8 protein-coding genes are annotated in these 13,947 nt (G+C 46.7%); 6 read left to right on the top strand and 2 right to left on the bottom strand.

Features of this window, described 5'->3' with window-relative positions:
• Window positions 1-168 precede the first annotated feature (168 nt).
• From H5336_RS10315 to H5336_RS10325, 3 genes are all read left to right on the top strand, one after another.
• On the top strand, window positions 169-1,449 hold the full coding sequence (locus tag H5336_RS10315; RefSeq protein ID WP_185233901.1) for a GGDEF domain-containing protein: 1,281 nt from the start codon (window positions 169-171) through the stop codon (window positions 1,447-1,449).
• Window positions 1,446-5,372, top strand: coding sequence for an EAL domain-containing protein (locus H5336_RS10320; RefSeq protein ID WP_185233903.1), 3,927 nt, complete (start codon window positions 1,446-1,448; stop codon window positions 5,370-5,372). The genes H5336_RS10315 and H5336_RS10320 overlap by 4 nt, the downstream gene beginning before the upstream one ends.
• Window positions 5,373-5,668: 296 nt before the next feature.
• Entirely contained in the window at window positions 5,669-6,442 is a 774-nt protein-coding gene (locus tag H5336_RS10325) for a hypothetical protein (RefSeq protein WP_185233905.1), read from the top strand.
• Window positions 6,443-6,560: 118 nt separating this feature from the next.
• Here H5336_RS10325 and H5336_RS10330 read toward each other — a convergent pair whose 3' ends face one another.
• Window positions 6,561-7,727 carry a DcaP family trimeric outer membrane transporter gene (locus H5336_RS10330; RefSeq protein ID WP_185233907.1) on the bottom strand — a complete coding sequence of 389 codons (1,167 nt, stop codon included), beginning with the start codon at window positions 7,725-7,727 and terminating at the stop codon, window positions 6,561-6,563.
• A gap of 305 nt (window positions 7,728-8,032) precedes the next feature.
• Between H5336_RS10330 and H5336_RS10335 the strand changes: the two genes are divergently transcribed.
• On the top strand, window positions 8,033-8,659 hold the full coding sequence (locus H5336_RS10335) for a response regulator transcription factor (RefSeq protein ID WP_185233909.1): 627 nt from the start codon (window positions 8,033-8,035) through the stop codon (window positions 8,657-8,659).
• Window positions 8,660-8,840: 181 nt separating this feature from the next.
• On the top strand, window positions 8,841-9,815 hold the full coding sequence (locus tag H5336_RS10340) for a fasciclin domain-containing protein (protein WP_185233911.1): 975 nt from the start codon (window positions 8,841-8,843) through the stop codon (window positions 9,813-9,815).
• 132 nt (window positions 9,816-9,947) lie between these two features.
• Here the strand turns inward: H5336_RS10340 and H5336_RS10345 are convergent, their stop codons facing one another.
• Window positions 9,948-13,448, bottom strand: coding sequence for a PAS domain-containing hybrid sensor histidine kinase/response regulator (locus H5336_RS10345; protein WP_313556859.1), 3,501 nt, complete (start codon window positions 13,446-13,448; stop codon window positions 9,948-9,950).
• Window positions 13,449-13,682: 234 nt separating this feature from the next.
• On the opposite strand from H5336_RS10345, the gene H5336_RS10350 reads away from it, so the two are divergent.
• Window positions 13,683-13,946, top strand: a complete 264-nt coding sequence (locus tag H5336_RS10350) for a DUF4212 domain-containing protein (protein WP_185233913.1) — start codon at window positions 13,683-13,685, stop codon at window positions 13,944-13,946.
• Window position 13,947: the final 1 nt, after the last annotated feature.

Here is a 13,947-nt window from a genome sequence, read left to right on the forward strand (position 1 = left end):
CGGCTTTCTAGGAACAGTGATATTGGATAGCGCAACAATCAGTACTTGAAGGAACGAATGAACGAACTCGACACCGAGTATATAAAGCCAATGTCCGGCACCCGCTGGAATATTTGCGCTAAAAAACTTAAGTAGGAAGGCCTAAATGTGTGATTACAGGTGCCAGGTATGAGGCTGGGTCGCTACGCTCAAGTAAGAAATGTGGCGTTGGTCATTACTCTAGTAGTTTTGATTGGCCATTATTTTTTGCCGGAAAAGCGTGAGTTACTCTACCCCTCTGACACGGGTGTTACACAGCTTTATGGTCACTTCGACCCCAAAACCGGCCAGTCCTCTCGCTGGACAGACGAAGCGAAAAGTTCTTGGACCTGCATTTTTAAGGTAACAGATGTTGTTGGATGCGGTTGGGATGTCTACTGGGACCCAGATATCAGTAAGGGCAAAAATTTTGGTGCTTATGAGGGTGTAGAGGTGCATATGCGTTACAGCGGTTCGGCAACGAGAATTCGCGTGTACATGCGTAATCACAACCCGGTTTATGCGGTTTCAAATAAAAGAGAAAGCGGCAAATTTTTAAGTATGACTTTTAGAGTTGAAGAAACTATTACACCTATACGCATTAAGCTATCGGAATTTAATGTAGCCGACTGGTGGATAACAGAAAGTAATGTACGGAGACAGTGGTCGAGCCCCGAATTCGACAATATCACTAAGGTGGGCGTCGATTTTATTGAATTTGGCACTCACAATGTTGAAATCAATAAAGTCTTTTTGGTGGGAAAGTGGGTAAGAACAGAAACGTTATTTTTGCAGATATTCACATTCTGGTTGTCGACTTTTTTATTGGAAGGTATTTTTCGCTTTTACTCACTGTATAAAAAAGCCGATCATGAACGCGACCTTATTCGCGAACTGCGAATACGTGAATACAATATGGAAATAGAAAAGGAAGATCTGCAGGAGCTGGTAGATCGAGATCCACTTACCGAAGCGCTTAACCGCAATGGTCTTGAATCCAAGATAAAATTATTATACGGGCTGGATTCGGCTTTCTCCTGTTATGGTTTGATGGTATTGGATCTTGACTATTTTAAGCGCATAAATGATGCCTGGGGACACGACCTAGGCGACAAAGTATTAAAAATGCTTGCTGTTAGCGTGCAGTTAAGCCTGCGTCACGGGGATGTGTTAGCGCGCTGGGGTGGGGAAGAATTTATTGTGGTGTGCCCTATTGCTGAACAAGCGCCACTTGCGGACTTTGCTGAAAAATTACGTCTGGTCGCCAGCGAATGTCGAGTGGAGGGAGAGCCCGAAATAGTGATTACCACCAGTATTGGCGTTAGCGTTGCGCAGCGAGGTGAATCATTCGACAAAGTATTCCGCCGAGCGGATTCAGCCCTGTACAAAGCAAAGGCCAATGGTCGAAACTGTGTGGAGTTCGAACTTTGAGACTTCTAATGGGGTTATTTATAGCCGTAATGTACGCCTCCAGTTGGGCCGGCATTCACCGGGTTCACCCAATGTATTTGGAAGAAAACGAGCGCTCAGATATTGTTTCAGCGGTGGCTACAGATCAATACGGATATCTTTGGCTGGCATCCGATAGCGGTCTTAAGCGCTACGATGGGTATGGCTTTAAAGTATTTTCTGGTGACGGCAGCGAGCCCGGCGTAATAGGCACCAGTTTTATTAATACCTTAATGATCGATTCCCAGCAGCGACTTTGGGCGGCAGGTACAAATCTAAATGTATTCGACCCTAAAACGGAGACGTTTTCCACTTTTATAGTGGCCGGCAATACCGCTATTAGAGCAATATACGAAGACGCCAACGGCATATTTTGGTTGGGTGGGGAGGGATTTGGACTAACCAGCTTCAACCCCGATACCGGCGAAGTTTTACAGCGACTGTTTAATAATACTAATAAGGGTTTTATCCGCAAAATTATTGCCAAAAAAGGTTCGGAAGAAATATGGGTGGCGTCTGGTGCTGGCCTGTACTTGTTTAATTTGCGAAATCAAGCTTACCGTACCTACGAACTTCCGCTAAATTTTGCCTTTGGCGAAATCACCATTCGCGACTTGAAAGAGGATGACGATGGATTTTTATGGGTGGCCAGTAATGACGGTTTATTCGTACTCAATCCAGACACGGGTACCTATACACGCTATTCAACCGAAAGCGATTCGCCGCATGTACTGGCTACGAATGCGCTTTGGAGCCTGCAAAAAGATAGTCTAGGCCGTATATGGATAGGTACGGATAAAAAAGGCGCATACCGTTACGATAAGCGGCGTGGAACCATGGAATACCTGCCGTCCTCTACACACAACAACTTTCATCTTCCCCCTGGGCCAATAGACGATATACATATTGAAGACAGCGGCACTGTATGGTTTTCGGTAGGCTCATATGGCATGTACCGCGTAAGCGAGTATGTGGAAAAGTTTCGTTCGTACCAACACAACCGGGAGGATGCGCGCTCGTTAGCGTTCGACAATGTACTTGGTATGCTGGAAGACCGCGACGGTAATATTTGGATCGCTACCGATGGCGGAGGTCTAGACAAATTCGACACGCGTACACAACAGTTCACACACTTGCGTCACGACCCGGCTGATCCATCGAGTATCTCAACTGATTCTGTATTGGCTTTAGCAGAAGACGCAAAGGGCTACATTTGGATAGGAACTTGGGGTGGCGGTTTAAATCGGTTAAACCCTAAAACCGGAAAAATCAAAAGAATATTGCGCAACCCCACCGCCGATAAAAACAAAACACTGGCAAACAATAACGTGTTTCGCATAGTGGTTATGGAGGACCAACGCCTACTGATGAGCATATGGCGACGAGGCCTGCAAATTTACAACCCTGTAGACGGTACTTTCGAAGCGTTTTTCCCCCTTGATGCCGAGAATTTGGACTGGATTCGAAATTTCTCCGTAAACGATATCGTTGCCATTGATAGCGAAACATTCTGGATTGCGGGTTTCCAGGGGCTGGAATTATTTTCATTGAAAGACAAAATTTTCAAAGCTGCAGCCGAGGATATTACCGAGGCGATTAACGATATTCATGTAGATAGAAACGGCATTGTTTGGCTGGCCAGTAATGCCGGATTTTATCGATACTCACCCGCAACTCTGGGGATTGAAAAATTTACAACCGAAAACGGGTTGGCCGACGATTACGTGGTATCCATTGAAGAAGACGACTTGGGCTACTTATGGTTGGGTACACGCGATGGTTTAAGCCGTTTTAATCCGCGCACTCAAGAATTTTTGTCGTTTGATGTTTCTGATGGGCTGGCCAGCACCGATTTTAACCGGTATAGCCAATTGAAAACCCGCGACGGGCGTATGTATTTTGGTGGTACTACAGGTTTTAGCAGCTTCGACCCCGCACATCTTCCGCGAAACGAGCACGCGCCTTCTGTACACCTTACAGGGCTGAGGCTCGCACAGAAAATAATTGATTCCGGTACAAACGATTGGCTGCCTAATTCCATTGACCATACTGAAGAGCTACGCTTGCCCTATAGTCAGCGTGATATTGCATTTGATTTTACCGCGTTAAATTATATTTCTCCTTTAAAAAATCGCTATCGCTATCGTCTGCTCGGCCTGGAAAATGAGTGGCGCGATGTGTCAAGTTCCGAGAGGCGTGTGCGCTACACTAACCTCGACGCGGGTACCTATACATTCCAGGTGTTAGGGTCCAACAACGAAGACGTTTGGTCTGGCGCGGCCAAAGAGCTACGCTTGAAAATCTTGCCGGCCTGGTGGGAAACCTGGTGGGCTAGGTTGATGTGGATCTGTTGTTTTTTATTAATTCTGTACGGTTTCAGCTATTTACGCTTACGTAGTAATAAGCGGCGCGAAAAAGAGCTTGAATTAATGGTGGGCGAGCAAACGGCAATGATTAAGCGCGCAAATCGCGCCGTTGTGCAATTGAATTCGGAATTGGAGCAGCGGGTTGCGCATCGAACCCAAGAGCTGGAAACGGAAATAGAAGAGCGTAAAGAATCGGAAGAGCGTGCCAATTATATTGCTTATCACGATTCTCTTACCGGGTTAAAAAATCGTGCGTGGTTACTGAACCACTTGGATCATCGCTTAATGCAATGTCGAGAGAGCGATACTGAATTTTCATTGTTTTTTATTGGCGGAGACCGATTTCGAAAAATTAACGATACCCATGGCCACATACTTGGGGATAAACTGTTATTGGCCGCTTCTGATCGTTTAAAAAGATTGCTGCCTGAAGGCGAGCATGCCGTAAGACTTGGTAGCGATGAGTTTACCGTGGTGATCGACGAGGTTACCGGAACGGAGCGCACTTTCGATTTGGCAGAGCAGATAATTGTCGCTTTTAGTGAACCCTTTATTATTGAAAAAATTCGTATGAATTTCAGTGTAAGTGTCGGCATGGTGATTGGCAAGCCTCACTATTCAGACTCCACCCAGCTGTTGAGAAACGCGAATATCGCCATGCAGCGTGCAAAAGATCGGGGCCGCGGCGTTTATCAAATGTTTGACGAAGAAATTCTACAGCACACACTGGATGCCGTTGAACTGGAGAATGACTTAAAGCAAGCCCTAAGGCGTGGGCAGTTCAGTGTTGTGTACCAGCCCATCGTGGTTGTTGCTACGGGAGAGTTGAGTGGCTTTGAAGTGCTCCTACGCTGGACACATCCAACCCAAGGCATGATCCCGCCGGACAAATTTATTCCTATGGCGGAACAGTTAGGGTTGATTTTTGATATTGGTCTATGGGTGCTGGAAACGGCCTGTATGCAGTTACACCAATGGAAGCACGATTTAGATTTAATGCCGCTGCCAACAATAGCCGTTAATCTTTCCGCGGTACAGCTAGGGCAGGCCGATCTATTACAGCGTATTGATGCCGTTTTTGAGCGAACGGGGGTAAACCCCAATAATATTAAGCTCGAAATTACAGAGTCGGCGCTGATGAAATTTACCGATACCGTTGACCAACTGTTGGATTCATTGCGCCAGCGAAATATTGAGCTTGCGATTGACGATTTTGGTACAGGGTATTCGTCACTAAGCTACTTAGATAAATTACCGGTGCAGGTGCTAAAAATTGATCGAGCATTTGTTAATGCGCTTTACGATACAAATACGGACAATACGGGCGCACACGAAATAGTGCGCGCTACCATATCACTGGCTCATAACTTAAAAATGCGGGTGGTTGCGGAAGGCATAGAAACCCAGCAGCAAATGGATGCACTGGAAAGCTATCGTTGTGACTATGCGCAGGGCTATATGATAGCTAAACCACTAGCGCCCGCATTAGCGACGGAGTACTTACGAAGTTCATCAATAATATCGCTTCCTCATCTTTAGGGAGCTTATTTAATTTTTTTTCCTCTGGTTTGTGTGCGGTACGTTCGTGTGGAGAGTCTGAGGGCATTTGGTGCTCTGCGGACAAGTTTTAACGCCGACCGTAGCCTCCACACAAAGCGCCGAAGAAAAACCCTAATAGGCGTGGGCCTACAAGTAAAAACAACCAGCTTTGCGGTGCCTTTTCGTAAAAGTCTAAATTCCTTATTGGCAGTGTCAGCTTTCATGGAAGTTGTCAATTTGAACAGGGCAATGTTGTAATACTATCCGAAGTTATTCGATTACGCGAGAAATCTAATATGCGCAGACTGGTTTTGGCAAATCTAATGGTTTTTTTGTCTGCATGTGGTGCGAGTCAGGTTAAGCAATCCGTGGGGCATAGTGCTGAATTTCAGTATCCGGAAGAAACGGAAAATTTTATAGCCAAAGAGCTTCATGTATATGATGACCCTTTGTATGGGGCTTCCTTAGCGTGGTTAGATAAGGCCTATCGGTACGATGTTATCACTCTTTATGTGTACCCTATTCTTGATACGGAGTGGGAGAATAAGTTGTCGGTAATCGCCGATGAAATGAATCACGTGTTGGAGGAAGTCAAGTACGGTGTGGAGGCAGGCCACTACAAAGAAGTGTCAGAGGCAATAACGGTAGGTTTTGAGTTTGAGCACAATGACGTACTTTACGCGGGTATCCGCAGTACCTTCGAGGTGCGTGCAAAAAATGATGTGCTATACGATTCTAATGCTTACCTATTTATAGCCGAAGACAAATTTGTGAAATTTAGAACAAGTTTCGATTCGCATATAACCCCAGATTGGAATGGCGACAACGTTGTAAAAGAGATTCTGCCGAATATTCAAGTTGAACCTGAATCGCCCTATATGAAAAGCTTACGTGATAACCAAAGAGCGGCTGATGAAGCACAAATGGAAGACATAGTAAGGCAGCTATTGGAGGCTGCTGTAAATGACAATGGCAATGGCAATGGCAATGGCAATGGCAATGGCAATGGCAATGGCAATGGCAATGGCAATGGCAATGGCAATGGCAATAAAACTCTTACTACTCAATGACATAAAGAGAGTGCGAATTAAAGAAGCGAACTTGAAATTTAAAGTCTTGCAGATGGTAAGGTAAAGTTTTGTCCATGTTGAAGGAAAACCGCTGAAATTTTCAGCGGTTCTGTGGTTATTAGAATGCCAGCTTAGCCATAAATTGGAAGCGGTTCATGCTGCCGTCGGCCCCTGACGCTAATTCACGGTTGGCCAGTGTGTATTCACCGCCAAGGGAAAGGCTTTTCACCGGGCTATAGAGTAGGTTAACGCGTAAACTATCGGTCATATCGGTAACAGCGGTTCCGGTTAAATCGGTATCGTTGTCAATACTGATTGTGGAATAGCTGATATTCGAACGCCACTCGCTGTTCCACAGGTGTCGATATGCCGCATAGAATGCGGTGGAATTAATAGCTTCAAGGTCACCATTGTCATCCATTACCGCACCGTTGGCTACGTTCAAACCAATATAGCGGCCCATCCCGGAACCCGTATTAACACCAAAACGAATATCGTCTTCGCCAATTTTCCATTTTCCGCTCAGGCTAAAACCGATGGAGGACGTGGAGCTGTCGGTGACCGTATCGTTATAGGCCAACTGTCGCGCAAGAACTGCCGCACTGAGTGACAGTTCGCCCGCAGAGTGATTATAGCGGCCGACAAAGTCGGGCAGAGGGTTCTGGTCTGTTACAATACGACCGCCTCCTTCAAAGGGTGTTACGGTAGTTTCTGGGTTTTCGACGGCAAACTGAAAGTTGCCAGTGGTGTAACGAACCTGGGCTTGGCGGACAAAAATACCGAAGTCGGTATTACCGATGAAGTCCACGGTTTCCGGTAGAGCGCCAACATTCTGGAAGGTGGACCACGTCTGCCCGAATAACCACTTATCGTAGGATAAAAAAGCGTGACGTAAACGGGGGCTATAAGAATTAGATACGCGCTCGTTGCCATTGGGTGTGGCCTGAAAATCCAGTTCAATAAAAGTTTTCAGTGTATGTTCGCCAATGGTAGTGGTGGTGCCAAGGTTAAAGCGTGTTTGTTTCGCGTGCATGTCCATGGTGTTGTTGGCACTTTCACCGCCAACCGGGGTGAGCGACGGCACATAAAAATCACGACCTAAATTACCTGCACCCAGCGAACCGTCACTGTAATTACTCATAATGGCGTCGAGCTTAACGTAGCCGCCCACTTTAACAGTGGTGTCGCCTACTTTACCCAGTTCAATGGCGTGTGTGAAAGAAGCAGGTACATAAGCCGTTGTGGCCAGACAGGCTGCCAGTGCCGTCTTTTGAAATGATTTCATTGATCAACCCTCAAATTATTTTTAGAAGTTGTTGCTGGGTGCTACTAGGCAAAAGATCAACTTATTTAGTTAACGAAACAATTAGCTTTTAGTCTATGTTCTACTAAAGTCGAATATGCTAGGAGAGAGCTCCGGCTATGTAATAGCTAAGGGCTATTAATATAGTGAGAATAATTCCTAATATTATTGGCATAGCTCTGTATGCCTTAGTCTAATTGTTTTTTTTTGGACAACCGGTTACATTTCCTATACTTATGGGAATGGTAATAAAGATACCCAGCTGGATACGGAGATGAATTTTATTTATGTACCATTTTCATGTGGCAGATGATCATCCGCTTTTTCGCAACGCAATATTAGGCGTTATTCAACGCCATTACCCCGATGCAGTTGTTAGTCAGTCGACGAACTTGGATACCACCATTCAAGAGCTGGAAAACAATGACGATATTGATTTATTGTTATTGGATTTGCACATGCCGGGGAGCACAGATCTTTTTGGCTTGATCATGGTGCGTGAAAAATTTCCTTCTACTCCGGTTGCAATTATTTCTGCCGTAGAAGAATCTGGCACTATTAGCCGTGCAATGGGTCACGGTGCCTGTGGATATATTCCAAAATCCTGTTCGCCGCAGGATATTCAGGCGGCGATTAAGGCCATTCTTAATGGAGACCGCTGGATACGTGAAGATTTTCGTACCAGTCTCACCCCTGTGGGTAGCGAAGAAAAAGACCTAGCCGCCAAAATTGCCACACTGACGCCTCAGCAATATCGTGTGCTCAGCTATATGAGAGAAGGTTGGCTTAACAAACAAATTGGCTATGAAATGGGTGTAACGGAAGCAACCATTAAGGCACATATTACCGCGATATTTCGCAAGCTGGGTATTACCAACCGTACTCAGGCGGTAATAATGATGAAGGATTTTTAATATTTATGGCGCTAAATACTGGCGCCAGTACTAGGGCCATTACTAGTTCTACGCTGTATTAAATTGAATGGATCAACTTTGTTAACCTTTAAGATCTAAAGATTAGATCTATTCAAGTTTTTGTCATCCCTTCAGCCATTAGGCTCGTAAATCGCTTCACAACTCACACGAGGACGAAGCGATGAACAACTCACTTAAATTATTCTCAGCACTTACATTAACCTTTGGTTTAGCGGCCTGTGGCGGCGATGATAATGGTGGTATTAATTTACCTATTGCCATGCCGACAGCAGAACCCACCACGATCGTCGATGTGGCGGTTGCCAACGGTAGCTTTACTAAACTTGTGGAGGCCTTACAGGCAACAGGCCTGAATGAAGTGCTCGATGACGCCGATCGAGATTTTACCGTGTTTGCCCCTACAGATGCGGCTTTTGAGCTGCTTGGTACAGACACTTTTAGTGCACTGCTAGCCGACACTGACACGCTTTCCGATATTTTGTTGTATCACGTAATAGCCGATGCCGAGGTGGACTCAACCGGTGCTATTGCAGCGGCAGGCACCACGGTGGGTATGGCAAATGAAGACGCTATTGGCTTGTCACTAAGCGGCGAATCCCTGTTAGTGAATACGGCAATGGTAACAATGGTGGATGTTGAGGCCGACAACGGTATTATCCACGTGATAGACGCGGTGCTAATACCTCCAGCTGATATGGGCGAGCCTACCCATAATATTGTTGAAACAGCAGTAGCTGCAGGTAGCTTCACTACGCTGGTAACATTGCTACAGGCTGCAGGTTTGGACAGTACGCTGGCGGACGAAACGACAACCTTCACCGTATTTGCGCCTACCGATGCTGCCTTTGCGGTACTGGGTGATGCCAATATTGCCGCTCTGGTTGGTGATACCGATGCGCTTACCGAGGTGCTTTTACAGCACGTGGTAACTGGTGCGGCCATTGACTCCGTTACCGCCTATTCAGCCAACGGTACTTCGGTTGAGACCGCTAGCGGTGCGATGATAGACGTAATGATTGATGGGGCTAGCCTGACGATTGGCGGTGCTACAGTAACAACCGCCGATATCTATACCACCAACGGCGTCATTCATGTGATTGATGCTGTAATTTTGGGTGATGTGGCCTTGCCGTAATTGCACCGCTTCGATTGCGCAATTTTTCTTAAGGCTCCCATGTTGGTGTGGGAGCCTTAGGTAATGACAGAACTCGGCGTTTGAACGCTAGCGCAGTGCCTAGGTTGTTGGTGGTGCCGAAAAAGACATATCCTAATTTTTCCTCTGCATATACCTTTCCAGCAAAGCTCTCAGCTTATTGGGCTTAATGGGCTTACGCAAAAAATCGTAACCGTAGTCTTCCACACCCTGAGCCATTTTTTCATCGGGAGCGGCAGAAACTACGCAAACGGGTAGCTGCCCCCATTGCAGGCAGAGCTGGTGTGCAAGTTCTACCCCGTTCAAGCCATCTCTTAACTGGTAATCCATTAAAATAACATCGGGTTTTTCCAGTTCGCTCTTATAGCTTTGTGGACTTTTTTCGCCGGTATCATCGGTAATAACGCAGCCCCAATTTTCCATAAGCGTGCGTAGCGCACGAAGGTTATTCTCGTCGTCGTCCACGTAAAAAATATTTAGGCCTTCGAGCCCGGCGGTGATGTTGGCAATAAAGGGCTCGCTAGCGGACTCCTCACCTTTTTCTCGCATGGGCACCATAATCGAAAAGTGGCTACCTTGGTGCAGTTCTGATTTTACTTTGAGCGGGTGATTGAGTAATTGAGCAAAGCGCTGAGCAATACCTAACCCAAGCCCCGCGCCTTCGGTTTGGGTGTTAATACGATAAAAATCATCGAAAATACGCTGCCGATGTGTTCTGGATATACCCGGTCCGGAATCGTAAACGCTTAGTTCAATGGCATTGCCCCGGCGTTTACAGCCAAGCAATATCTTTCCTTCGCGGGTATATTTTACGGCATTGGCGAGAAAGTTTTGCATTATACGCCGTAGGTACTTTGGGTCAGATTCAGTCCATAAATCAGTTTCCTGCCAGCGAAATTTTACGCCTTCGGGGGTTTGCACTCGAAAGTCATTCGCCAGTGGATTGAGAATATCTTTCAATGCAAAGGATCGAACCTGGGGTTTTAACGCGCCGGTATCTAGGCGTGAAATTTCAAGTAAGTTAGAAATAATTACTTCGGCGGAATCAATAGCGTTATGCAGGTGCTGTAGGTTTTCTCGTAGATCTTCATCGACACCGGAGCGTTCAAGCAATGCCGATGCATAAAGATTTGCCGCATTCAGTGGTTGTAGAATGTCGTGACTGGCAATAGCGAGAAACTGGGTTTTATTCGCGCTTGCGGATTCGGCGACCGATTTTACTTCAATTAATTCACCTTCGGTTTTTTCGCGTTTGTGAATTTCATCGCGTAGCGACTGATTTATTTTTTCGATTTGCTCAGTGCGCTCGTGTACGCGTTGCTCAAGATTGAGGTTGGCTTTTTCCAGTTCGTTCTGGGCATCAATAAATTCGCTGATGTCATCGTAAGTAGTAACGTATCCGCCCTTGGGCAGTGGGCGGCCCTTAATTTCGATTACACCTTGGTTGTGATTACGTACCACCCTATAGGCTTTGCCCGCCATTAAATGATGCAGTCGAGTTTGTACGTGCTGTTCTGCGGAGCCTGAGCCAAGCATGCCGCGCTCGGCATTAAAGCGTACCAGCTCGGCTACGGGTTTGCCCACGCGTAACATGCCTGCGGGATAATTAAACATTTGCTCGTAGCGGCGATTCCACGCGACCATTTTTAGGTCGGCATTCACCACACTAATAGCGGAAGAGATACTTTCAAAAGATGCAAATAGCATGTCCTGATTAAATTGCAGCGTGCGCGTGGTTTCTTCAAAAATATTCACCACATCAGCAACACCCAAGCTTTCGCCACTGCTCAGGCTAACCAACATTGCACGTGTTGAGGCGACACCAATAACACCGGCCAGGGCCTGCTCGGCATGGCCTAGTAGCTCACTACTAACGAAGGCACTCTTATCGTCGGTTGTTATGTCTGTGGGGTTAGGTGAATCGTTTGCAAGTAAACGTGCGCTAGCCGATTCACCCAAAAATTGGTGCAGCAAGGCCGATAGGTCGTCATGATTTACTTTAAGGTTGTGAACAGCGCTATCTTGACGCACACGTTCACGATGGATAAACGCACCGGCCTGTATCCGGTCGGCCAAACGGACTTTATCGAGCCGTGAAAAGCCAATCAGTGCGACGCAATTGGTGAGAATACTCAGTACTACCCCTTGGGTATAATCGTCGCTATAGGAAACCCCAAATAAATGCTGTGGGCTTAAAAATTCATAGCCAAATAAACCTTCCACCACAATGCTGGAAGAAATAAAACCGGCGTTGGCTAATAGCGGCAGCATCAGTGTGTAAAACCAAATAAGTGTGCCTGCCCCGAGGCCGGCAAAAACCCCAATAGCGTTTGTTCTTTGCCAATAGAGCCCGGCGATCATCGCCGGAGCCAACTGTACAACTAACGCGAAAGCAATGAGCCCTATCTCTGTAAGCGCCACATTTTCGGCGAGGCTGTGTTGGTACAACCAAGCCAAACCTATAACCGCCGTGGCAGTTAAGCGCCGTGTCATTTTGAGCGACGTTGAATAGTCGGGTACGGGGCCCTGTTCATTTTTTCGTGCGCGGATCAGCAACGGAAGAATGACATCATTGCTGAGCATTTGGCTAAGGGTAAGCGTGGCGACAATAATCATCGCCGTGGCGGCCGAAAAACCACCGATAAAACCCAGTAGGGCCAAGGTTTTGGAGTTGTGATTTAACGGTAGTGCGAGTACATAGGTATCGCTGTTAACGTTGGTGTTTGCCAGTACTTGGTTGCCAACCCAGGCGATGATAAAAACCGCGACGGCGATGGCCAGCATATAGAGAGCAAAGCCATTGCGCGCAAAGCGCAGATGGCGCTCGCTTAGGCATTCAACAAACGTCACCTGAAACATGCGCGGCAAACACAGAATGGAGCAGGCGGACACCAATGTCATTACCCAAAACGAGGGCGTAAGTGTAGATTCCGAGAAAGCGACATTTGCACTATTGCTAAGCTGGCTGGGGTCGAAACCCTGTGAAAGAAACAAAGCAAAGATAGCAATGGCCACCAGTGCCAGTAACTTAACAATGGATTCAAAAGCAATGGCGACCATAATGCCGGAATGATAACTGGACACATCGAGGCGGTTAGCACCAAACACCAGTGTAAACAAAATCATAACGGCCGCGATCGCTAGAGTGATGTCTTCACTGGCGAAGGCAAAGGTATTGACACTAACCAAAATGGCGTCTGTTACCGCTTTTAGCTGGAGTGCGATGTAAGGCACCGTGGCCACGAGCACTAGCAGTGTTACCACCACCGCCATCGACTGGCGTTTACCGTAACGAGAGGAAAGAAAATCGGCTATGGAGTGAATATGTTGCTGGCGGCAAATACTGGCAATGCGCTGCAGCAATGGATAACCCAAGGTAAAGAGTAAAATAGGCCCGAGTAATATAGGCAGGTAATACCAACCACTGGATGCTGCTGTTCCCACCAGCCCATAAAATGTCCAGGACGTGCAATACACACCAAGCGCCAGCGTATAAACCAATGGATGTTTGGCCCAGCTGCTTTGGCTGTAGCGACGTTTGTCGGCAAGCCGTGCAATCCAGAACAGCACCGCTAGATATACGGTTAGAGCGATTATCAATACGAGTGGAGACACGTTTCTATTCTTATACTGGTTAACAGGTTAATGCCTGTGGAGCGTCTACTGAGGGCGTGCTCCACGCCAGCCCCAGTCTAGCGTTTATCCCCCCTGCTTAACCAGCGCTTAGACTAAAGTCGCACTGCCCTGTTGAAAAAGTCCTGTTACTCTCTTTTTTGTCAGGGAAACCCTGTGTGCTGGCGGAATACACTTTGTTAGCATGGCAGCGTTCCAACCATACCGGAGGACAAAATGGCAGAGAATAATTCAGAAAAAATGAAAGCCTACTGGCGAGCCAATTTAAAGTTAATGGCGATATTGCTGGTGATATGGTTCGCAATTTCCTACCTCGCAGGCATTGTATTTGTAGATGCACTCAATGCAGTTCGCATAGGTGGGTACAAGTTGGGCTTTTGGTTTGCCCAACAGGGTTCGATGTATGGTTTTGTGGCCATCGTTTTCTTCTATTCACATCGCATGGCGAAACTCGATCGCGAATATGGCGTAAACGACTAAG

The organism is Teredinibacter franksiae (assembly GCF_014218805.1).
GTDB lineage: Bacteria > Pseudomonadota > Gammaproteobacteria > Pseudomonadales > Cellvibrionaceae > Teredinibacter > Teredinibacter franksiae.

What these genes read in the sequence shown, in the direction of transcription:
- H5336_RS10335 (WP_185233909.1), top strand. Translation starts at nt 8,033, where the DNA reads ATGTACCATTTTCATGTGGCAGATGATCATCCGCTTTTTCGCAACGCA.
- H5336_RS10315 (WP_185233901.1), top strand. Translation starts at nt 169, where the DNA reads ATGAGGCTGGGTCGCTACGCTCAAGTAAGAAATGTGGCGTTGGTCATT.
- H5336_RS10325 (WP_185233905.1), top strand. Translation starts at nt 5,669, where the DNA reads ATGCGCAGACTGGTTTTGGCAAATCTAATGGTTTTTTTGTCTGCATGT.
- H5336_RS10330 (WP_185233907.1), bottom strand. Translation starts at nt 7,727, where the DNA reads ATGAAATCATTTCAAAAGACGGCACTGGCAGCCTGTCTGGCCACAACG.
- H5336_RS10350 (WP_185233913.1), top strand. Translation starts at nt 13,683, where the DNA reads ATGGCAGAGAATAATTCAGAAAAAATGAAAGCCTACTGGCGAGCCAAT.
- H5336_RS10340 (WP_185233911.1), top strand. Translation starts at nt 8,841, where the DNA reads ATGAACAACTCACTTAAATTATTCTCAGCACTTACATTAACCTTTGGT.